Source organism: Antarctobacter heliothermus (genome assembly GCF_002237555.1).
Classification (GTDB): Bacteria; Pseudomonadota; Alphaproteobacteria; order Rhodobacterales; family Rhodobacteraceae; genus Antarctobacter; species Antarctobacter heliothermus_B.
In genome coordinates this window covers 2,802,035-2,822,750 of the sequence record NZ_CP022540.1, presented here as the reverse complement: position 1 = coordinate 2,822,750, position 20,716 = coordinate 2,802,035, and the positions used below count along the sequence as shown (strand labels likewise).

The following is a 20,716-nucleotide window of genomic DNA, read 5'->3' as shown; positions in this document are numbered from 1 at the left end:
GCTGATAATTTCAGCACAGACTTCCTCTGTGCGAAACGCCGTTCTTCTGCCACAGTCGATCCCGACGCATCACCGGCAAGGAGGAGCTATCTAATGGGTCTCATGGGAACACTGGCCAAAGTGGCCATCGGCTATGCCGCCGCACGCGGCGTCGACAGGATGTCCGGCGGACAGGGGATCGGATCCCTGCTGGGCGGTGGCGCGCAGGTTCCGGCCAAGACACAGGCCGCCTCGCTTCAGGGCCAGATGGGCAAGCTGATGGGCGGACAGATGCCTCAGTGCGGCGGCATGCAAGAGATGATGGAAGCGATGCAAAAGGGCGGCATGGGGGCTATGCCCGGCGCGGCGGCGGGCGCGGACAATCCGATGGCCGACATGATGAAATCGCTTCAGTCCGGCGGCATGGACCTGTCGGCAATCATGGGCCGCGCGGGCAGCGGCAAGGGTGAGGGCCTGCTGTCGCAACTTGGTGCGGGCGGCACCGGCCTTGCGGGCATGTTCGCGGCCCTGGCCGGCACCACCGCCGACGCGCAGGGTCAGGGCGCCTCGGGTGTGCTGAACGCCATGTCGTCACAAAATGCCCCGCCAGAGGCGGAAGAGGCCGCTGGCCTCATGCTGCGCGCGATGATTCAGGCCGCGAAAAGCGACGGCGACATCGACCGTGCCGAACAGGCCAAGATCCTCGAAACCCTCGGCGACGATGCCGACCCGTCGGACCGCGCCTTCATTCAGGCCCAGCTCAAGGCCCCGGTTGATCCCGACGCGCTGGCCGCCGACACGCCAGAGCCGCAGCGCATGCAGGTCTATTCCGCCTCCCTCATGACCATCCGTGTCGACATGCAGGCCGAGGCGCAGTACCTCGACCGGCTCGCCCGCGCGCTGCAATTGGATGAGGCGGTGGTGAACATGCTGCACATGCAGATGGGCATGCAGCCACTCTACGCCTGAGGATCGCGCCTTGGCCCGCACGTCTGCTTTCGGCCTCGGCCTTGCCTTGGCCGGGGCGCTCATCCTGACACCGGATGCTCTGTTGATGCGCGTCTCCGGCATGGACGGCTTTCAGATGCTCGGCTGGCGCGGGATGTGCATGGGCGTGATCTTCATGGCCGCATGGGCCCTGACCGCCAGCAACCACCGCGCGGATCTTGCGCGCCTTGTCGGCCCGACCGCCGCACTGGTGATCCTGTGCCACGCGCTCAACGCCTCGCTGTTTCCGCTGGGCATCGCAATCTCGCCCGTGGCCCCGGTGTTGCTGGGGGTGGCGACGGTGCCGGTCTGGTCGGCGCTGCTGGCCCGCCTGCTGCACGGCGAAGCAACCTCAACCGCCACATGGGTGGCCATCACGCTGGTCATGGCGGGACTGGCCTATGCTGTCACCGACACCGGCGACGCAGCGCTTGATCCCGCCTCCCTCATCGGGGCCGCCTGCGGGCTGGGTGTCGCCCTCGCGCTCGCGCTGAACTTTGTCACCCTGCGCCACCACCCCGATCTGCCCCTGCTGCCGGTGATCGGCATCGGTGCCCTGATTGCGGGCGCGGCGGGCTGGACCCTCACCGGCCCGGCGCAGATGGCCCAAGGCCACCTCTGGGCCATCCTCACCGCCAGCATCGTGATCCTGCCTCTGTCCTTCTTCGCCCTCAGTCAGGCCTCACGCTACACCGCCGCCGCCAATGTCAGCCTGCTGCTGTTGCTGGAAACCGTCCTCGCCCCGATCTGGGTCTGGCTCGGCACCGGAGAGGCCCCTTCCCGCCGCATGGTCATCGGCGGCACGATTGTCGTACTTACCCTTGCGGTCTATGTCCTGCGCGCCCGACGCGTTCGAGGCTTGGCCTCACGCGCACCTTTGCCTAATACGGCCCCCAGACAAACCACGCCGGACTCATGACAGACACCATCGCCGACCGTTGCGCCGCCAAAGGCCTGCGCATGACAGAACAGCGCCGCACCATCGCCGATGTGCTGGACAGCGCCACCGATCACCCGGACGTAGAGGATCTCTACGCCCGCGCCTCGGCGCGTGACCCCAACATCTCGATCGCCACGGTCTACCGCACCGTCAAACTGTTCGAAGAGGCGGGCATCCTTGAACGCGTTGATTTCGGCGATGGCCGCGCCCGGTACGAGGACGCGGAACGCGAACACCACGACCACCTGATCGACCTCAACAGCGGCGAAGTGATCGAATTCGTCGACCCCGACATCGAAGCACTCCAAGAAAAGATCGCCGCAAAACTCGGCTACCGGCTCAAGGGCCACCGCATGGAACTCTACGGCGTCCCGCTCAAGAAACGCTAACCCGCAACCACACCCACACCCGATCTTCGTTCAGGTGAATCCAGAAGCTGTGCCCGCTCTCACCCGCACATGATCTTCAAGACACGTCTCCCCGCCCCCAGACCCGCGCCGCAGGCGCTGAACCTGTGCGCGCAAGCGCGCCTTTGGATCACGCCCGCACCCTGATCAACAAGACCCGCCATAGGTCTGTTGAAACGCAAGGTTCATGCACATGGAAAAATGCGCCAGCTGGGCGCACTCCGGGTCGCGATCAGCATAACGCACAATGGCTGTGGCGGCCTCGGTGGCGGTCATGTCGGGCATCAGGCAATAGCCCATTTCCGCTGACAGCGGCATGTAATCCGCGCCAAGCAGGCTAAAGGCTCCCAGCGCGCCTTCCAACATGGCCTCGCATGTCGCGCCGCCCGCGCGGCCTTGATGCAGGTCGCGGCAACTTTGGAGAAAGGCAGGGGTGTCGACCTCGGCGGAAACGGGCGCGACCGCCGCAAGGCCGCAAAATACCAAGACCAGGCGCATGTCGAAATCCTCCGGTTTGAAATCATTCAATCCCGGCAGAATACCGCGCCGCACCTGTTCTGCCCAGCCTGCGGCTGCGCCGACTCAAACCAACGCGATGTTCACCCGGCGGTTCTGCTTGCCCTTGTTTTCGATCTTGCCCAGCTTCAGCGCGCCGATCTCTCCGGTGCGCGCCACATGGGTGCCTCCGCAGGGTTGCAGATCCACCTGCTCAGACCCGGTGCCGATCCGGACCAAACGGATCTCGCCGGCACCGCGCGGCGGCTGCACCGACATGGTCTTGACCAGATCGGGCCGCGCATCCAGTTCGGCCTCGGAGATCCAGCCGTCGCTGACCTCCAGATCGCGGTCCACCAGCCGGTTCAGCGCCTGTTCGATTGCCTCGCGGTCCTGCGGCGGTTCGGGCATCAGGAAATCCAGCCGCCCGGTGCCCGCGCCAACCTGCCCACCCGTCACCGGCAGCGGCACCACCACGCTCAACAGATGCAGCGCGGTGTGCATCCGCATAAGCTTGTGACGGCGTTCCCAATCCAGTTCCTGCATCACCTGCGTGCCAACCGGCGGCAGCGACGCGGGTTCCGACGGCACCAGAACCGATGCGCCCGCTTCACCCTTTAACGTGGTGGCGATGGGCAGACGCTGCCCGCCCCATTCCAGCCAACCGCTATCGCCGGGCTGCCCGCCGCCCGTGGGGTAAAAGACAGATCGCGACAGGACAATCCCGCCCTCATCGGTCAGCGCCACCACCTCTGCGGGGGCGTCCCGCAGATAGGCATCCTCACGGTACAGATCCATCGTCAGCCCTCATCCTCATCGCCGACCCGTTCATCGCCCATCGTGGCAGTGGACTTGCGCGGCGTGGTGCTGCTTTGCGATTTTTCACGGTCGGACGCGGCGGCGGTCCATTTGCTTTCCACCGCTTCGGCCAACACATCGGGATTGCGCAGCCAGAGATCGCGTTGCGCAAACGGGATCTCGATGCCTTCTTCGGTAAAGCGCTCGACAATCTGGTGACGCATTTCGGTTTTCACCGCCATGCCCTGCCCGATATCGCGCAGCACCGCGCGGACGCGGAAATCCAGTGAATCCGCGCCGAAGTTCATGAAATCCACCGCCGGGGCGGGGTTCATCAACACCATGTCATGCTCGCGCGCGATGTTCAGCAGGATGCGTTCCACCTTGCGGGTGTCAGAGCCATAGGCCACCCCCACCTCGATGATGATCCGGCCCAGCGAATTGCCGCGCGTGTAGTTGGACACGGTGCCCGACACCAGATCGGCGTTGGGAATGATCACATCGAACCGGTCGAACGTCTCAATCCGGGTCGAGCGGACAGAGATGTCCTTGACGATGCCGTGGGTGCCGCCCACCTCGATCCAGTCGCCCTCACCGATGGGGCGCTCAATCAGCAGGATGATGCCAGAGACAAAGTTGGACACGATGTTTTGCAGGCCGAAACCGATACCGACAGACAGCGCACCGGCGACGATGGCCAGCGACGACAGATCCAGCCCGCCAGCGGTGACGGCGATGATCACCGCCAGAAACACCCCGACATACCCGATACCGGACACAATGGCGTTCTGCGCGCCTTGATCCATCTTGGTCTTGGGCAGCACAGAGGTGCGCAGCGCCCCCTGCATCAAACGCGTCAGCATGTAGCCTGCCGCGAATACAGCGATCACCACAATGATCGACGTCGGCGAGATCCGCGTATCCCCCAGCGAGATACCTTCCTGCGCCCGGTCCCAGATCTCTGTCAGATCGGCTTCCCGCGCGCCCCAGATCAGCGCCAGCATCGGCAGCGCAACCAACGACAGGATGAACCCTGCCAGAACCGGCAACAGGCTGTTGGTACTATCGGGATGCCGCCCGGTCGCCAACTCGTAGAGGTTGTTGATGAAGCGTTGCAGCACCATGACAAGGCCGACCAGCGCCAGCGTCGCAACGGCGGGATAGACCAGCGCCTCGCCGACCCTGAAATAGCCAATCGCGGCCATGATCGGCCCGATAACGCCCACAACCTGAATGATCCGACCCAACAGTTTGGCAAAGCGCAGTCGGAAATCTCCGGACGCTTCTTCCAGCGCGGCGGCAGAGCCCACAATCGGCGCGTCATTGCGCAACCGGCCCAGCCGCACCAGCAGCAGGCCCGACAACAGCAGCACCGGGAATTGCACCACAGCGGCAGTTGCGGCCGGATAGCCGTCAAATGCGATCAGCGTGGCTATGAAATCTTCCAGCACATACAAAAACGACAAGGCGTTCGCCAGTCGACGCGCCTTGGGCCGCTCGTCGGCGTGCAGCGGCAGGGCCGCCACGTCGTCGTCGTTGTTGAACGCCTGATCCGCCAGCCAGCGAATGCCGAACATCAGCGCCGCCCAGAACGGCAGCTTGCCCAGCAGCACGTTCCATTCGTCGACGGCAAAACCGGTCGCGTTCAACGCCTGCAGCAGCGCGACAATGCCCAGATAAGGCAACAGGATCTGCCCCAGCGACACCAGAAAGCGAAACACTCCGGTCCCTCGGCGCGTGCCGCTGCGCAACTTGTCGACGGCGGTACGGGCCCAGATCGATCCACGCGCAATCAACATGATGCCGACGATCAGATACAACAGGACCGTGGGCGCATTTTGCAGCGCCGCCTTCCGGGCCGACGACGATCCGACGTTTGCGGTGATTTCCCGCCAGAGCGACACAAACGTGGTTTGCAGGTTCTGTACCGCACCGGGCCAGTGGATCGGGTTCAGGGGCGATGGCCCGAACTCCAGCAGCGCGTCGGCCTGACGTTCCCGGATGATCCGGTCAATCTCGCCGACGATGGCATTTGCGCGCGAATAGGCCGCCTCGGCCCGCAACACCGGCGCACGCTGATCCGCCAACTGCGTGCTCAGCAACGAGCGCTGTTCCTTGATTTCAGCGGATTCTGTGCCGTCTTCCGGTTCCGGGCCCAAGGCCTTGATCTGCGCCTCAAGCGTCTGGATACGCGAGGCATTGACGTTCTGCGCGGCCTGAAACTGCTCACGCCACGTGGCGACCTGGGCGCGCAGCGTTTCCAGCCGCTCGTCCGAGGCACGTTCGGCATCGACCATGGATTCGGCGCGCGTCGCGATGGTTTCCCACGACGTATAGTCCGGCAAAGTCGATTGTTGCGCCCAAACCGTCGAGGCCCAGAGAAACAGGACAATCAGAAGGGCGGCGACGGGACGCAGAGCGGTACGGAAAAACAGGGTCATGCGTCCTCGAATACGCCGGGAATGCTGGACGGCCCGCGCGTCATCCAGGGCGGCGTCGGCAGCCCCTTGTCACGCAGGAAATCCGGGTTGAACAGCTTGGACTGATACCGCGTGCCGTAATCGCACAGCACCGTGACGATGGTGTGCCCCGGCCCCATCTCGCGCGCCATGTGGATGGCCCCCGCGACGTTGATGCCGGTCGATCCGCCCATGCACAGCCCCTCTTCGGACAGCAGGTCAAACACGATCGGCAGCGCCTCTTCGTCGCTGACCTGCGTCAGGAAATCGGGTTTGAAGCCCTCCAGGTTGGCGGTGATCCGCCCCTGCCCGATCCCCTCAGAGATCGAACTGCCCTCGGGTTTGGCCTCACCTTCGGTGTACAGCGTGTAGATCCCCGACCCCATCGGATCGACGATGCCGCATTTCACACCCTTGGGCTGCAACGCCATGCCAACGCCCGCCGCCGTGCCGCCGGAACCGACCGCACAGAGGAACCCATCCACCTTGCCGCCGGTCTGCTCCCAGATCTCGGGGCCGGTGGTTTCGATATGCGCCTGACGGTTGGCCACATTGTCGAACTGGTTCGCCCAGATCGCACCATGCGGCTCCGTCTTGGCCAGTTCTGCGGCCAGACGGCCCGAATAGCGCACATAGTTGTTCGGATTCTTGTAAGGTGCCGCCGGCACCAGCACCAATTCGGCACCGGCCAGCCGCAGCATGTCCTTCTTTTCCTGACTCTGCGTCTCGGGCATGACGATCACCGTCTTGAAGCCCATCGAGGCGCCGACCAGCGCAAGGCCAATGCCGGTGTTGCCTGCGGTGCCTTCGACAATCGTACCGCCCGGCTCCAGCTGGCCTTTGGCGATAGCGTCTTTGATGATGTACAGCGCCGCACGATCCTTGACCGACTGGCCGGGGTTCATGAACTCTGCCTTGCCCCAGATCTCACAGCCGGTCAGTTCCGACGCCTTGCGAAGCTTGATCAGCGGCGTATGCCCGACGGCCTGTGCGAGGTCCTGCGAATTGCGCATGACATGTCCTTTCGATCCCGGTTGCCCTTGGTTTAGGGCCCGTGTGGGGGGAACTCAAGCCGCCGAAGCTGTGGCCCGGCGCGGTCCATGCCCCCACAGCGGCTTGGCGTTTCAGATCGTGTCACCTGTTGTCGTTTCATATGATTTCAACCGCATGGCCTAAAAATTAATGGTCCATTCGCCCCGACCCCGTGCACACCCACTGCTGACACGCGCGGGTCACGGCAAGATTTCCGCATGTTTTTCTCGCACTAGCCCGCCGCCCTGCCCGCGGATCGCTCTAGGTCAGGACACTCAGGGCCAACTGCGGAACTCCGCATCACCCCCCCCTTGAACGCAGTACAAAACCATCGCTAAATGCTTGAATAGCTGCACATTCCCGAACCGTCGGGACAATTATTTTTGACACCGCATTCAGGAGACAACGTTGAAGGTTACACCCCGATTCCCTTGGTATGACAGCCCTTGGATGAACCGACATGCCGCCGCCAGAGAGTATCTGGCACAGAATACCCCCGACACGCTCCAGACCTTCGATACGGCCATGGACAAACTGCGGACACGGCCCGATTTCAAAGTGATCGAGATTGAGGACTTCATCGACGCCACCGATCATGCCGCCGCCAGAGATGTCATTCGTGACACCGGCAAGTCGCAATTCGAAATGCATGAGCTAAAGACCTTTGGCCGTTTGGTCATCCATAACCATACGCTTTTCAATGACTTGCAGGCGCGCATGGCTGAACGGGTCGGCGCGTTGGTCGGCTAAGAGGTTGAACCGTGCTACAACTTTCTGTCGATGTATTGGGCCATGGGGGTCTGCCCCATTCACATGGACGCCCCACAGGCCAAATGGACGGTCGATCTGTGTATCGATCAATCCGACATCTGGCCGATTCATTTCAGCCGCGTCGTCCCCTGGCCCGAGCCGGAAACAGGGTTTTCCGAAAACTGGCAGGAAGATCTGAAAAACGATCCGGACCTCGGCTTTCGGCCCTATGAATTGACACCGGGCAAGGCGATCATCTTTTCGGGCAGCTCCCAGTATCATTACCGGGACCGGATCGCAGGCACCGCACCGAACAAGGACGCCTTTTGCAACCTTGTGTTCCTGCACTATGTCCCCAAAGGAACCTCAGCCTATACCGACCCAAACGACTGGGCCGGATATTTTGGTGTTCCTGAACTGGTTTTCGACTAGATCGGACAGCCCAGCGCGTTTTCTGGCAAACCATAGCTGAGCCCGCGACCGATTCTGTGGGCCAGCGCCGACCATGATGCGGCCAGCATCGGCGGCAGTTCCTGTTCCAGCACAGCATCGAACAGCGACAGCCAGACCGTGAAATGCGCGCTTTTGACGTTGCCCGCAGCGGCATGCACCTGCATCGGATTGCCGTTGTAACACCGCTCCAGCAACAGGGCGTTGCGCCAGAACCGCACGATCTTGGCCTCATGCAGCGGCCAGTCTGTCACATGGGCGGCAAACACCGGCCCCAGAACCGGGTGGGCGCGCACGCGGGCGTAGAACTGTGCCACGACCGTTTCAATTTGCGCCACGGTCACGGGAATGCGCGGCGGCATACTCAAACAACCAGCACCCAGACAACGATCAGGCACAGCACCAGATAAACAAGCGTGTTGACCATCCAGCGCAGCAATCCTGCCTCCCCTTCCGGATCGACGCCCATTTTTTCGCAGGCCTTGGTGCCCGGCCACAGGAAGACTTCGGAAAGGGTCATGAGTTTCTCCAGAAACAGGCATTTTGGATGCGCATTCTCTAGCACATCTTATTGCGCATTTCAAATACCAAATAAACGCCCTACATCTGGATTGGCTTTATGCCCATTCGCAGCGGACCCTGTGCAGCCCGAAGTGAACCGAAACCCGGTCGCAAAGCGTTTCTGGATCACCACACCCCGCCCGATCCTGCGCCGTCGCAAAGGATCTCACACGTCCGGGTGCAAACGGCACGCCTTGCCACGGTCTACGCGGGTGTTCTAGCCGCCTGCCAAGCGGATCTCGCTGCTTGAAACAAGCGCAAGTGACCTATCGCAGGTCAGTGGCCGGGGACGGCGGGCGGGGCGATGTTTCGGTCGTTCAGACCGGGACTAGCGCCGTTCGTCGGCCCGCTCAAAAGTTACCGAAAGGTAAAACCGTCTCTGTAAGCCCTTGATTTTTCGTGACCGAACCGCTGTCCACGCGTGGACACCCATATTCAGCCCGCGCGCAACTGATCCCGCCGCGCTGCCACCCAATTGATCAGCATGACCAGTGGCAGGGCGTTGATTTCCCCCGTCTCCACCAGCTCCATCGCCTGATCGAAGGGGATCACATGGCTGCGGATATCCTCATTTTCCTCATCCAGTCCGGCCAGCCCCTTGTCCCGCCCGGACAGGTCACACAGACCCACATAGGAATGATAAAACTCGGTGGTATACCCGGGCGAGGCATAGCCCCGGCAGGCCAGACGCAACTCTTTCACGTCCACATGGGCCTCTTCCACAGCCTCACGCCGCGCCGCCTCTTCGGGGGCCTCCCCCGCATCGACCACGCCCGCCACCGCCTCCAATATCCAAGGGGCCGGATCGCCGCGATGGATCGGTCCAAAGCGCATCTGCTCGATCAGCAGCACCTTGTCCAGAACCGGATCATACGGCAGCACCAGCGCCACGTCGAAGGCAATGAAACACTCCCGCTCTAGCGGCGCGCTCCATTCGCCATCAAAGCGGCGATAGCGCAGCCGAAAGGGATCGATCCGAAAGAAGCCCTTGTACGGCGTGCCGCGCACCCCCTGATAATCCACATCTTCCATGCCACTGGCCCGACGCACCGTCTGCGGCGCGCCTTTGGCGGCGATCTGCTCTGCCCAGGCACGGGCGCGGAAAAACGGCAGCATCCCCGCCACCTCACGCGCATCATACGATCCACGCCGGTCCATCACCTCACGCGCGGCCCCCATGGTCACCGCGCCCCAACGCGCGGCCCAATCGTCCAGAGACCAATCTGCCCCCGGACGCCATCGGTCCGTCTGGGGGAAATACACCTCCGCCGCATGCGGCCCCTCGGCGGTGTCGACATTCACTGGGTGCAATGCATAGACAAAGCCACCCTCATAGAAATCCAACGCGGCGCGGTCCTCATCGCTGAGGCCGCGCACCAAAACGCCCTCTGCCATGCCGCCGTCGCGTTCGATCACCAGCGGAAAGGCCTGCCCCTCGGCCCAGACCACCGCGTGCCCCGGCAAGCGGGCAGGCACTATGTCAGGCACCCGGCCCAACACAAGCTCAAGCAGCGGCAGATGCCGCAGCGTGCCGTAGAAAAACAGATTTGACAGGGTTACCTCCAGCGTTTGCCCGCCATCTCGACCACCAGCGCAACCGCGATGGCCCCACCCAGCAGGGTCAGGATCAACTGCACATCCCCAAGGATCATCGCGTAGTCGATGCTTTTTTCGAAGATAGCTGCAATAGCTTCGAGAGGAGTATCATAGCGGCGCGCAAAGGACAGGCGCACCATCTCGTTCGTGCCCTGTACCAGAACCCCCAATACAACCATGGCGACCGCGCTGGTGATCCCGTTGTTGATCGCCGATGTCAGCCCGTCGCCGGCTCGCCGCCCCAGAAACAACCACCCCACCAGAGCGCCAAGACCGGCGTTGACGTAGTTGAAATAGCCAAAGTCAACGCTGAACGGCACAAGCGGACGGATCATATCCGATATAATCCAGCCCAGCGCCGCAAGGCCGAGGGCAGCAAGAAGTTTCGCAGCGTTGGGCATGTGTCAGGCGGGCTTTGCAATCGTGATCTGGGTCACGTCACAGTTACCGTTGTGAAAGGTCGCGGCGCAAGAGGCGAGGTAGAAATTCCACATCCGCCGGAACCGGTCATCGAACCCAAGCGCGGAAATCTCGTCCCACCGGGCCTCAAAGGTCTCATGCCAGCGGCGCAGCGTCTGCGAATAGCTCTCGCCGAATTCCAGACTGTGCACCACCTGCAGGCCCGCCCGTTCGATTTCCTGCCGCAACACCACCGGAGAGGGCAGCATCCCGCCGGGAAAGATGTATTTCTGAATGAAATCCACCCCGCGGCGATACACCTCCCACCGCTTGTGCTGCACCGTGATGATCTGCAACGTCGCGGATTTTCCGGGTTTGAGCCTGTCGCGGACCGTGTCGAAATAGATCGGCCAATATTTTTCGCCCACCGCCTCGAACATCTCGATAGAGGCGATTCCGTCATAACTGCCGCGCTCATCGCGGTAGTCCTGCAATTTCAGGTCCACACGGTCCGACAGCCCGGCCCGCGCGATCCGGTCCTGCGCATAGTCAAACTGTTCGCGGCTGATGGTCAGTCCGGTGACACGCAGCCCGCGTTCCTTGGCCGCATATTCGGCGAACCCGCCCCAGCCACAACCGATCTCAAGCACATGATCGCCGGGTTGCGCGCCCATCTGGTCAATCATCGAGGCGTATTTCAGCTCTTGCGCCCGTTCCAGCCCCTCTTGTCCGGTCTCAAACAATGCCGAAGAATAGGTCATCGTCTCATCCAGCCAGAGCCCGTAGAACGCATTGCCCAGATCGTAATGATGCGCGATGTTCTTTTTTGCCTGCCGCTTGCTGTTGGATTGCAACCAGAACCGCACCCGCTCCCACGCGCGCACGACGCCGCCTCCGGGATATGCGTCGAACATCTCTTCATTGGCGTGAACAAGGTCAAGAAAGCCCATCAGATCGGGTGTGGACCACCACTTATCCAGATACGCCTCGCAAAAGGCCAGATCGCCTTCGCGGATGAGCCGAGCGAATACATCATTGTTCAGCAAGTGCAATTCGGCAACCGGCCCGGCCTCACGGCCCTCGGCGCGAAACATGCGCCCATCCTGCAAAACAAAATCCAGCCGCCCGCGTTGCATGCTGCGGGCAAGGTCAAATACCCGCGCGAAATAGCGGGGCAGATCCGCTTGGCCATGAGTGTCTGTCAGGTACATATGGTGCTTTCAAAAGCCTGTTGTTTCACGAAGTTTATGTCCCAACACCTGCGAGACAAGCATTTGTGCTTTGGATTTTGGCAAACTTGGTGTTTTCTGGAGTCATTCCGGAGCGAAATGTTCCCTCATGCGGGAGACGACAGATGAAAAAGCAATTGGTGGCCGTTTTAATTTGTGCCCTTGCAACCTCTGGCTGCGGCAAGGTGATGAGTTTCGTCGGTGTGGAAAAGGCTGAGAAAACCGCGCCTGCGGCCCGTCCCGCCTTGACCCTTTCCGAACCCGTTCGTGTTGCGCAGCCCAAGACTGTGGCTGGCGGGTCGTGGGAGCGCAATGTGGCGCGCGACATTCCCTACTTCAACATGTCGGCCCTGCCCGTCGCGGTCTACAGCGATGTGGAGTTCACGCAAAAGACCGGCACCCTCGCCCCCGGCGAAGGCGGCTATATCGAGACCTGTTCGGATGCCAAGCCGGTGTGCAAGATCGCCTCGGCGGGCAACACGACCGGCTGGGTCAAGATGGATCGCATGGGCGGCGTCAGCAACTGAATGCCGGTTCAGAAATCGCGGTTCTGATAGGCTGACAACGCCCGTTTGCGGCCTTCGTCCACGGTCACGGTCGGCGTGGGATAGGGGTCTGTGGCCGACAGGCCCCAACTGCGCGGGATGGCGTCGAAGTAGCTTTGAGCCGTTTCAGTTGGTGTTTTGCGGCCTTCAGCGATCCAGCGATCTACATATTCCCGGTTGGTGTCGAACTTTTCGCGTTGCGTGATCGGGTTGAAGACCCGGAAATAGGGTGTCGCATCCGGCCCCGACCCCGCCGACCACTGCCAGCCCATCGCATTGGCCGCCGGATCCCAGTCGATCAGACAATCCTCGAACCAGCGCATCCCGATCTTCCAGTGGGTCATCAAGTGTTTTGTCAGATAGGAGGCCACGATCATCCGCGCCCGATTGTGCATCCGACCCGTCACATACATCTCACGCAGGCCCGCATCGACAAAGGGGATGCCCGTGCGCCCCTGTGTCCAGGCGATAACGTCAGGAGCGTTGGCATCCGTATTCCAAGGGAACGCCTCCCATTCCTCGCGCCAGTTACTGTCCAGCAGGCGGGGCGTGTGCCACATCAGGTGGTAGGCAAACTCACGCCAGACCAGCTCCTTGAGGAAGGTCTCGGCGCCCTTGCTGCCCTCTTCCATCGCCCTGCGTCCAGCGTGCCAGCATTGCGCGGGTGAAATTTCTCCCAGACTGAGGTTTTCGCTCAGGCAAGAGGTGCCATCGGTCCATGGCAAGTTGCGGGTTTGGTCATAGTCCGACACCTTGTGCGCAATAAAGGCCCCCAAACGCCCCTGCGCGGCCTGTTCACCCAGCTGGACCCAGGGGCGCACCACATCCGCCCCCCGGCGCATCGCGGCCCCCAGGTTCCAATCTTCAAGGGTTTCACTACCCGGCCAACTGTCCGGCGCAGGGATGCGCCCGGGCGCGGACACCGGCTCTGTGACGCCCCGGTCGCGGACCGCTTTCCAGAACGGCGTATAGACCTTGTAAAACGCCCCCTGCTTGGTCTCGACCGTCCATGGCTCGAACATCAGATGCCCGGCAAAGCTTTCTGCTTCTATCCCTCCCTCTTTCAACGCAGATTTGACCGCCGTGTCGCGGGCGACGCTGGCCGGGTCATAGGCCCGCATCCAGTAGACGGCCCCTGCCCCGGTTTCCTTGACCAGCGCATTCAACACTTCAACCGCATCGCCGGACCGCAGGACCAGACGCGATCCCGCCTTGGCATAGCGGTCTGCCAGATGGCCGATCCCCAGCCCCAGCCGCCACTTTGGTGCGGCCCCCAGATCATCGACGCCTTGGTCGCGGATCACCACCGGGATCACCGGGCGTCCGGTCTGGCAGGCCGCACTCAACGCGGGATGATCGGTCAGCCGCAAGTCGCGGCGAACCCAGACAAGGATTGGGGATCGGTCGGACACAGCGGGCTCCTTCATTGTTTTGCCCGTCAGTCAGATAGCGCGTGCTGGCAAAGGGCAAGGCCCGGATCAGAGCACCCGGTCGAGCGCCTCGATCAGTTGCGTGATTTCATCCTCACTGGTGTAGTGGACAAAGGACAGCCGCAGTACGCAGCGCTGCGGATCGATGCCCATAGCCTGCAAGGGACGCTGCGCATAGAAATCGCCGCCCCCCGCCATGATCCCGTGGGGCACCAGATCCGCCGCAGCATCTGCTGCAGAGCGCGGCAGGGACAGCGCCACGGTTGGCGCACGGCCTTCTGCCAACTTCGGTCCCAGCAAGCGTACGCCGTTGCGCCCCGCCACCGCGTCCAAAAGCGGCTGCAACAGGCGGACCTCATGCCCGCGCATCAGATCATGCACCTCGCCCGCCGCACAGCCGTGGTGCGCCGCCAGCGCGTCGATGTAGTCCACCATGCCCGCGCAGGCCGCAATCTGAGCGTGGTCCGGACCGGCAGGCGTGAACTTCTTGGTCAGGGTCGCCCCGTTGAAGACATGCCCCTGATTTGGCAGTACCTCGGCCAAGGTGCGTCGCACCACCATGATCCCCTGATGTGGGCCATAGGTCTTGTAACTGGAAAACAGGTAGATGTCCGGCCCCATCCCGCCAACATCGGGAAAGCCGTGCGGTGCATAGCTGACCCCGTCTACACAGACAAAGGCCCCCGCCGCATGGGCCAGCGCCGTGATCTCGACCACAGGGTTGATCTCTCCGACGACGTTGGAGCAATGCGGAAAGCAGACCAGCCGCACCTTTTCGTCCAGCAGGTCTTCCAGATCCTCAGGGTTCAGCGTGCCGGTGCCGGGGTCGATCTTCCACTCGCGGATCTCGATCCCTTCGGCCTCCAGCCGCCGCCACGGGCCAGAATTTGCCTCATGGTCCTGATTGGTGACAACAATCGCCTCACCCGGCTGCATGAATTGCCGAAAGGCGCGGGCCAGCACATAGGTGTTCTGCGTGGTCGAAGGGCCAAAGCTGAGCTCATCGGTGTCCACGCCCAGCAGCGCCGAAAGGCGGCGGCGGGCCTCATCCATTTCGGCCCCGGCGGCCTCACTGGCCGCAAAGGGACCGTAGGGTTGGACTTTGCGTTCGCGGTAGAACCGGGTCAGCCGGTCGATCACCGGCGCGCAGGTATACGACCCGCCAGCATTCTCGAAAAACGCCTGCCCCTGCAAGGATGGTTCAGCAAAGGCCGGAAACTGCGCCCGCACAAAATCGACATCCAGCATGATACCCTCCTTCATGTCCCGGAGCCTGAGACAAAGCCCGACGATCGAGCGGCGTCAACCCACCAGAACCCGGCAAAGGCAAAGGCCCCGACGTTTCCGCCGGGGCCTTGTTTCGCGTGTGTGAACCTGTGCGGTCCTCAGTGAGACCGGCGCTCGGCCATTAGGCCCTTCCAGATGGCATAGCACATCAACAGCAGCACCAGTGTGAACGGCAAACCCGTCGAGATCACCATGGCCTGCAGCGAGGTCAATCCGCCGCCAATCAGCAGCGCGATGGCCACAAGCCCCTCAAAGGTACACCAGAAAACCCGCTGCGGAACCGGCGCGTCGACCTTGCCGCCCGCCGTGATCGTGTCGATCACCAGCGACCCCGAGTCAGATGAGGTCACAAAGAACACGATGACCAGCACAATGCCGATGGTCGAAGTGATTGCGGTGAACGGCAAGCTGTCCAGCATCGCGAACAACGAGAGTTCGGGCACATAGCTGTCGATCACGTTCGCCTTCACAGCCGAATCCGCTCCATTGGCGATCATGTCGTTGATCGCGGCACCGCCGAACACGGCCATCCAGAATACGCAGACAAGGCTGGGGATGATCAGCACGCAGATGATGAACTCACGCACCGTCCGGCCCCGGCTAACGCGGGCGATGAACATGCCGACAAAGGGCGACCAGCTGATCCACCAGGCCCAGTAAAAGGCGGTCCACCCTTCACGATAGCCGTCATCCTCACGTCCAAACGGGTTCGACAGCGGAATGACCTCTTGGAAATAGGCCCCGATCCCCGAAACGAACTCTCCCAGAATGGCGGTTGCACCAGCGGCGAACAGCACAAAGAGCAGCAGGACAATGGCGATCACCATGTTGATTTCCGACAGCACTTTCACACCGCCGTCCAGCCCACGCAGCACCGACACAAGTGCAATCGCCGTGATCCCGATGATCAGGATGACCTGAACCGTGATGTTGTTCGGAATGCCATAGACAAACTCCAGACCGGCATTGGCCTGTTGCGCGCCAAGGCCCAGCGAAGTTGCCAGACCGAACAACGTGGCAAAGACCGCCAGCGTGTCGATCGCATGACCCCACCAGCCCCAGACTCGGTCGCCCAAGATCGGGTAAAAGGCAGAGCGGATCGAAAGCGGCAGACCCTTGTTGTAGGAAAACAGCGCCAGCGACAGCGCCACAACCGCGTAGATCGCCCAAGGGTGCAACGCCCAGTGATAGGAGGTGGCGGCCAGCGCCATCCGTCGTGCCTCTTGCACGTTTGCCTCGATCAGCGTTCCGTCTTCGGCAAAGGGCCGGACGACGCCCAATGGCTCATCCCCCCACGGGGTGCCAAAGTAATAGGCCGGTTCCAGCACGCCAAAGAACATCAGGCCGATGCCCATGCCAGCGGCGAACAGCATCGCAAACCACCCGAGATACCCGTAATCCGGCTTGGCATCCGCGCCACCTAACCGAACAGAGCCCATCGGCGTCACGACCAGCAGCAAGCAGAACAGCACGAATACGTTCGCCGCCATCAGAAAGAACCAGTCGAAGGTCGACGTCAGAAAGGCCCTGAGACCGATGTCACAAAACGCCCCCGGCTCACATCCTTCTACGGCGCTGGCATCCACGCCGGAAAAGAAGTTTCCGGCATGGGTCGGCGCGACCAATGCGTAAATCACAAAGAGAATGACGCTCAGCGCCGAGATTGCAAAAACCGGATTGTGGATATCGACCGGAAACGGCCCGACCCGGGTTTCGATATTGTCCTGACCGATGTCGTAGTCGGTCTTGATGATGTCAGAAGCCCCCTCCGGTTCGGGGATGCCTTGGTTGTTCGTATCATCGGTCATGCCTGACCCCCCTGTTCTTTTGTTTTTATGCCGGTGTTCCGGCCCCACGCGATCACGCGCGCACCACCATGACCGAGACCTTGGCATGGCCCGCAATCGTGCCGCCATTGGAGGGCCAGACATAGTCGGTGATGTTCGGGATGTGACTGGCCATAACCACCAGATCCGCCCCGGTTTCCCCGACCGCCTTCAGAAGCGTCGGGTCCAGATCGGTCGATGGGTCATGGCTTGTCATGGCGTGTGCCTCGGCGGTTACGCCGGTTTGCGCGGCCCTTGCCTCGGCAAAGGTTGTCAGCTTGGCTGCGAATTCCTCAGGCGAATGGGCCACAGAACTCGGCGTTGCCGCCGCGACACCAACATACACGACCGAAGCTCCGTAGTGTTGTGCCAGATCCTCTGCCACGCCCAACGCCTTTTCCAAGCGTTCGGCATGTGCAAGATCGACCGGCACCATGATCCGTTTGAACACGTCCCTCTCCTTTCTTGTTTTTTTAGGGGCCAGCGCGCCGAATGCACTTCGGTCCCGTGTAACATCGAACCGGAGCGTTTTTGTTCCCCACCATCGTCAAGATTATGGACGCTGCGCGGAAAGACGCGGACCGAATGGTCCCTTTATGGTACGAAAGCGACCATTTACGCCGCAAATCGAATTTGTTCAATCGAAAACCGGGATTTCTGGATGTTGGGATCGCTGCATCGAAGGGTGCGTTTAACCTAAAGCGGTGCGCAGCTTCCCCGCGAATTCAGCGATCCGCGTCATATTACCCGGTTGGCCCGGTGGGCGCAGGGACACGCCGGACCATCGAGGCAGTATGTGGAAATGCAGGTGAAAGACCTCCTGCCCGCCCGGTCCCTCGTTGAATTGCTGGACCGATATGCCGTCTGCCTGCAACGCTGCCATCGCGGCTTTGGCGACCTTTTGCGTGGTCGCCATGACGGCAGCCAGTTGCGCGGGTGAGGCATCGAGCAAATTGCGGCAAGGCGTCTTGGGGATCACCAGACAGTGCCCGTCCGCGCGCGGAAAGATGTCCATGAAACACAGCGTATCGTCGTCCTCAAAAACGCGCGTTGCAGGGATCTCGGCGCGCAGGATCTTGGCGAAGATGTTTTGGTCGTCATAGCTCATGCATGTATCTCCTTAACAATGCGGCTCGTGATCTGACCCTTGAGGATTTCGCCGCGCTGTTGCGCCACATCCGTCAGGGCGGCGGTCGAAATCTCCCACTCCAACTTGTCGTCGGGAGCATAGCCGTCGTTCGAGAATGCCTCGACCGTGCCCGCGAAATCCATACTCGGCATAAGTGGACAGGTACGGACCAGCCCGCCAACCGGCCCAATCCTCCGCCCATCCACGTCGTTCAAGGTGGTAAATTGGACCGCCAAAGTCCCCTCTGCCCCGGATACTATGTTCAAGGAAAACATCCGGGGAATAGCTGCTCGCTGGCAGAGGACTTGGCGCTCTCCTCGTGCCTTTTGCCAGTCAAAACCTTGAACATCGACCTCTCCTTTGATCCGATACAGCGTATCGTGCGGGCCTCGACGGGTCGGCGGGCGGGGCACCTTTCACTGCAAGGCGAAACAACGCACGTCTCGTGTCTCGCTATCTTACAGCCATGGCCCCTCTGCCGACATGAATGCCAGATCGCTAACTGGGGCCTCGACCCCGGCGGCCGTCAGCATGGCGTGGATCTGTCCGCGATGATGGGTCTGGTGGTTGAACATATGTGCCACACACAGCGCCTTGGGTTTCGACACCTCGCGTCCGACCGCCCCCGAATACCAGGTCAGGTCCCCGGTCAGATCGACCGCCCGGAGCCGTTCGGACCAGATCAGGATATCCGCATCCGCACGGAACCGTGCGATCTCCCATTCCTCACGCGTTGCGGTCAACGTCGGAGTATCCTTGATCCCGCCCGCAGGTGGTGGTGCCCCCGTGAACCGCGACATCCACATCAAGTCCCCCCAAAGCAGGTGGTTGGCCGTGCCCAAAAGCGATCCAAAAAACGCCTTGCGGTCCTGTTTCAATGCCACGGGATCCAGGTTTGCAAAAAACGCCTTCACCTGCCGGTTCTGCCAGGCGTTGTAGCGCGCCATCGTCAGGCAATACTCCGGCGTGATCATCATTTCCCCGGTCCTTTCCAGTCGATCGCACAAATCTCACCTGATTTGCCGGAAAAATCCCAGACCCGGCCATAGTCGCGCACCTTGCTTTTCAACCCCTTGGCCACGATCACGTCCGGCCCCATCCAGTATTTGGTGTTTTTGATCACGATAGGCTCTGCGGGTGAGGCCCCCTGCACCATCTCGATCTCGCCCTGTATCTTGCGCCCGATGTACAGCCCGCGCTTGGTGCCCTCGCGGACAATCTCGACCTTTTCGCGCTCGTGCCCGATGATCTGTGACACCAGCAAGGTGAACAGCCCGGTGGTGCCGCCCGCCTCACCTGACAGGATCTTGAGCAGACCGTTGTAGGCAGCGGGCGTGGCGCGCTCATCGATGTAGACGGCCACCTTCCAGTCGCCCTCCGCCATTTTGCCGGGGATCTCGACCATCAAGCCCACATTGACGCCAGTCAGGTCTTCACCCTCGAAATGCCCATCATCGATGGCGATCGCCATCCAGGCCTTGCAGTCGCCTTCGGTCGGATCGTGCTGACCCAGGCTGACGACGCAGGGACAGAACACGGTACAGGAGCAATTCAGGAACAACTCACCCCGGATTGCCCAGTCGGTTGGTCGCATCTGTCGACGTTTTGGGTTTGGCATCCGTTGGTCGATGCGTTGGCTGACCGGCAGTCGGTCCGCGTCAGGGCGTCGGTTCAGGCCCATGTCGTCTCCTTGTGATCAGGCGGGTCGGTAAGAGCCAACCCAGAAAGCACCAGATACCTGCACGCTAATCGCCGCACGGGGCGTCAAAGCGTGGACACACACACTCGCAGGTTTGCAGAGGCCCCGCCCAAGAGCAATCTGAATTGTCCTTTTCGGTGATCGGGGGCCCGTCACGATGCCGGGACAGAAAACCACGCGGCGCGTGTCGCGGCTCGGGCCGGTATTCCGCAAGATTGACCGATCCGCCCCGGGCTGGAGGTCTTTGTCAAAGTCACATCTGCCGCCAGCATCGACCGCCCGCACGCACCCGTGGCGCTGTTCATCGTGCCGGATGCGGGGTGCAATTCTTTCTGTCGATCAAGGTCTCACGGAATCAGTCCGCATCATACCCTCGATCTTACAGTCGGTGGCAGGCTGCTCACTGGCGTCGGCGTCGTCGCTGACATGTCCCGCGGTGACGACGTACCGGATCGGCGGCCCTAGGTCGTCGGTGACGGCATGCCATTTCGGGTTCATGGCACCGTCCGTGCGGCCGATCAGCTTTCCATGCCCCTCTTCCCCGACCGCGGGATGAAGGCTGTTCAGTCCCGGCATTTTGTCGATCGGCATTCTACGGCCTGGTTCACCGCGCCCAATCCGATGAACCGCTTGAGGACACCGATTGTGCGCAGCTTTTTGAACCGAGGACTTCGGTTTTTTTCGCCAGTTCAGGCAGGCAGGCCGAACAGCACGATGC

24 protein-coding genes are annotated in these 20,716 nt (G+C 61.7%); 6 read left to right on the top strand and 18 right to left on the bottom strand.

Annotation, left to right across the window (positions count from 1 at the left end):
• The first annotated feature begins 93 nt into the window (after nt 1–93).
• The 3 genes from ANTHELSMS3_RS13470 to ANTHELSMS3_RS13460 are packed head-to-tail and all read left to right on the top strand — an operon-like array spanning nt 94 to nt 2,295.
• Complete coding sequence (locus ANTHELSMS3_RS13470) at nt 94–948, top strand: DUF533 domain-containing protein (RefSeq protein WP_094035318.1); 855 nt, start codon at nt 94–96, stop codon at nt 946–948.
• 10 nt (nt 949–958) lie between these two features.
• Nucleotides 959–1,885: a DMT family transporter gene (locus ANTHELSMS3_RS13465; RefSeq protein ID WP_094035317.1), complete on the top strand. Its 927-nt coding sequence runs from the start codon at nt 959–961 to the stop codon at nt 1,883–1,885.
• Complete coding sequence (locus ANTHELSMS3_RS13460) at nt 1,882–2,295, top strand: Fur family transcriptional regulator (protein WP_094035316.1); 414 nt, start codon at nt 1,882–1,884, stop codon at nt 2,293–2,295. The genes ANTHELSMS3_RS13465 and ANTHELSMS3_RS13460 overlap by 4 nt, the downstream gene beginning before the upstream one ends.
• A gap of 165 nt (nt 2,296–2,460) precedes the next feature.
• On the opposite strand, the gene ANTHELSMS3_RS13455 is transcribed toward ANTHELSMS3_RS13460, so the two are convergent.
• From ANTHELSMS3_RS13455 to ANTHELSMS3_RS13440, 4 genes are all read right to left on the bottom strand, one after another.
• Nucleotides 2,461–2,811 (bottom strand): hypothetical protein, encoded by a 351-nt coding sequence (locus tag ANTHELSMS3_RS13455; protein WP_157733512.1) that lies wholly within the window; start codon nt 2,809–2,811, stop codon nt 2,461–2,463.
• A gap of 84 nt (nt 2,812–2,895) precedes the next feature.
• Nucleotides 2,896–3,612: an alanyl-tRNA editing protein gene (locus ANTHELSMS3_RS13450; protein WP_094035314.1), complete on the bottom strand. Its 717-nt coding sequence runs from the start codon at nt 3,610–3,612 to the stop codon at nt 2,896–2,898.
• Entirely contained in the window at nt 3,609–6,047 is a 2,439-nt protein-coding gene (locus ANTHELSMS3_RS13445; RefSeq protein ID WP_094035313.1) for a DUF3772 domain-containing protein, read from the bottom strand. The genes ANTHELSMS3_RS13450 and ANTHELSMS3_RS13445 overlap by 4 nt, the downstream gene beginning before the upstream one ends.
• Nucleotides 6,044–7,078 carry a cysteine synthase A gene (locus tag ANTHELSMS3_RS13440; RefSeq protein WP_094035312.1) on the bottom strand — a complete coding sequence of 345 codons (1,035 nt, stop codon included), beginning with the start codon at nt 7,076–7,078 and terminating at the stop codon, nt 6,044–6,046. Before ANTHELSMS3_RS13440 ends, ANTHELSMS3_RS13445 begins: the two co-directional genes overlap by 4 nt.
• Nucleotides 7,079–7,505: 427 nt before the next feature.
• Here ANTHELSMS3_RS13440 and ANTHELSMS3_RS13435 point away from each other — a divergent pair, with 427 nt between their 5' ends.
• Both ANTHELSMS3_RS13435 and ANTHELSMS3_RS13430 read left to right on the top strand, forming a co-directional pair.
• Entirely contained in the window at nt 7,506–7,847 is a 342-nt protein-coding gene (locus tag ANTHELSMS3_RS13435; protein WP_157733511.1) for a hypothetical protein, read from the top strand.
• Nucleotides 7,848–7,910: 63 nt separating this feature from the next.
• Entirely contained in the window at nt 7,911–8,279 is a 369-nt protein-coding gene (locus tag ANTHELSMS3_RS13430) for a hypothetical protein (protein WP_157733510.1), read from the top strand.
• Here ANTHELSMS3_RS13430 and ANTHELSMS3_RS13425 read toward each other — a convergent pair.
• The 5 genes from ANTHELSMS3_RS13425 to ANTHELSMS3_RS13405 form a co-directional block, all read right to left on the bottom strand.
• The gene (locus ANTHELSMS3_RS13425) at nt 8,276–8,659 is read right to left on the bottom strand and encodes a group III truncated hemoglobin (protein ID WP_094035309.1); all 384 of its coding nucleotides are present in this window, start codon (nt 8,657–8,659) and stop codon (nt 8,276–8,278) included. The genes ANTHELSMS3_RS13430 and ANTHELSMS3_RS13425 overlap by 4 nt on opposite strands.
• 2 nt (nt 8,660–8,661) lie before the next feature.
• On the bottom strand, nt 8,662–8,817 hold the full coding sequence (locus tag ANTHELSMS3_RS25805) for a hypothetical protein (protein ID WP_198319808.1): 156 nt from the start codon (nt 8,815–8,817) through the stop codon (nt 8,662–8,664).
• Between the two features lie 476 nt (nt 8,818–9,293).
• The gene (locus ANTHELSMS3_RS13415) at nt 9,294–10,346 is read right to left on the bottom strand and encodes an NUDIX domain-containing protein (protein ID WP_439098676.1); all 1,053 of its coding nucleotides are present in this window, start codon (nt 10,344–10,346) and stop codon (nt 9,294–9,296) included.
• A 68-nt stretch (nt 10,347–10,414) separates the two neighbouring features.
• Nucleotides 10,415–10,855 carry a TrgA family protein gene (locus ANTHELSMS3_RS13410; protein ID WP_094035306.1) on the bottom strand — a complete coding sequence of 147 codons (441 nt, stop codon included), beginning with the start codon at nt 10,853–10,855 and terminating at the stop codon, nt 10,415–10,417.
• Nucleotides 10,856–10,858: 3 nt separating this feature from the next.
• Nucleotides 10,859–12,064, bottom strand: a complete 1,206-nt coding sequence (locus tag ANTHELSMS3_RS13405; RefSeq protein WP_094035305.1) for an SAM-dependent methyltransferase — start codon at nt 12,062–12,064, stop codon at nt 10,859–10,861.
• A 143-nt stretch (nt 12,065–12,207) separates the two neighbouring features.
• Between ANTHELSMS3_RS13405 and ANTHELSMS3_RS13400 the strand changes: the two genes are divergently transcribed.
• Nucleotides 12,208–12,609, top strand: coding sequence for a hypothetical protein (locus ANTHELSMS3_RS13400; RefSeq protein ID WP_094035304.1), 402 nt, complete (start codon nt 12,208–12,210; stop codon nt 12,607–12,609).
• A gap of 8 nt (nt 12,610–12,617) precedes the next feature.
• Here ANTHELSMS3_RS13400 and ANTHELSMS3_RS13395 read toward each other — a convergent pair whose 3' ends face one another.
• From ANTHELSMS3_RS13395 to ANTHELSMS3_RS13355, 9 genes are all read right to left on the bottom strand, one after another.
• Nucleotides 12,618–14,039 (bottom strand): cryptochrome/photolyase family protein, encoded by a 1,422-nt coding sequence (locus tag ANTHELSMS3_RS13395; protein ID WP_198319807.1) that lies wholly within the window; start codon nt 14,037–14,039, stop codon nt 12,618–12,620.
• A 66-nt stretch (nt 14,040–14,105) separates the two neighbouring features.
• Nucleotides 14,106–15,308 carry an aminotransferase class V-fold PLP-dependent enzyme gene (locus tag ANTHELSMS3_RS13390; protein WP_094037118.1) on the bottom strand — a complete coding sequence of 401 codons (1,203 nt, stop codon included), beginning with the start codon at nt 15,306–15,308 and terminating at the stop codon, nt 14,106–14,108.
• 134 nt (nt 15,309–15,442) lie between these two features.
• Complete coding sequence (locus tag ANTHELSMS3_RS13385) at nt 15,443–17,152, bottom strand: BCCT family transporter (protein ID WP_094035302.1); 1,710 nt, start codon at nt 17,150–17,152, stop codon at nt 15,443–15,445.
• Nucleotides 17,153–17,204: 52 nt separating this feature from the next.
• Nucleotides 17,205–17,621, bottom strand: a complete 417-nt coding sequence (locus ANTHELSMS3_RS13380) for a universal stress protein (RefSeq protein ID WP_094035301.1) — start codon at nt 17,619–17,621, stop codon at nt 17,205–17,207.
• Between the two features lie 240 nt (nt 17,622–17,861).
• On the bottom strand, nt 17,862–18,278 hold the full coding sequence (locus ANTHELSMS3_RS13375) for an HIT family protein (protein WP_094035300.1): 417 nt from the start codon (nt 18,276–18,278) through the stop codon (nt 17,862–17,864).
• The gene (locus ANTHELSMS3_RS13370; RefSeq protein WP_157733509.1) at nt 18,275–18,565 is read right to left on the bottom strand and encodes a hypothetical protein; all 291 of its coding nucleotides are present in this window, start codon (nt 18,563–18,565) and stop codon (nt 18,275–18,277) included. Before ANTHELSMS3_RS13370 ends, ANTHELSMS3_RS13375 begins: the two co-directional genes overlap by 4 nt.
• A 192-nt stretch (nt 18,566–18,757) precedes the next feature.
• Nucleotides 18,758–19,276, bottom strand: a complete 519-nt coding sequence (locus ANTHELSMS3_RS13365; protein WP_254694737.1) for a DinB family protein — start codon at nt 19,274–19,276, stop codon at nt 18,758–18,760.
• Nucleotides 19,273–19,980, bottom strand: coding sequence for a DUF1326 domain-containing protein (locus tag ANTHELSMS3_RS13360; protein WP_094035298.1), 708 nt, complete (start codon nt 19,978–19,980; stop codon nt 19,273–19,275). Before ANTHELSMS3_RS13360 ends, ANTHELSMS3_RS13365 begins: the two co-directional genes overlap by 4 nt.
• Before the next feature lie 357 nt (nt 19,981–20,337).
• Nucleotides 20,338–20,589 (bottom strand): hypothetical protein, encoded by a 252-nt coding sequence (locus ANTHELSMS3_RS13355; RefSeq protein ID WP_094035297.1) that lies wholly within the window; start codon nt 20,587–20,589, stop codon nt 20,338–20,340.
• Between the last annotated feature and the right edge of the window lie 127 nt (nt 20,590–20,716).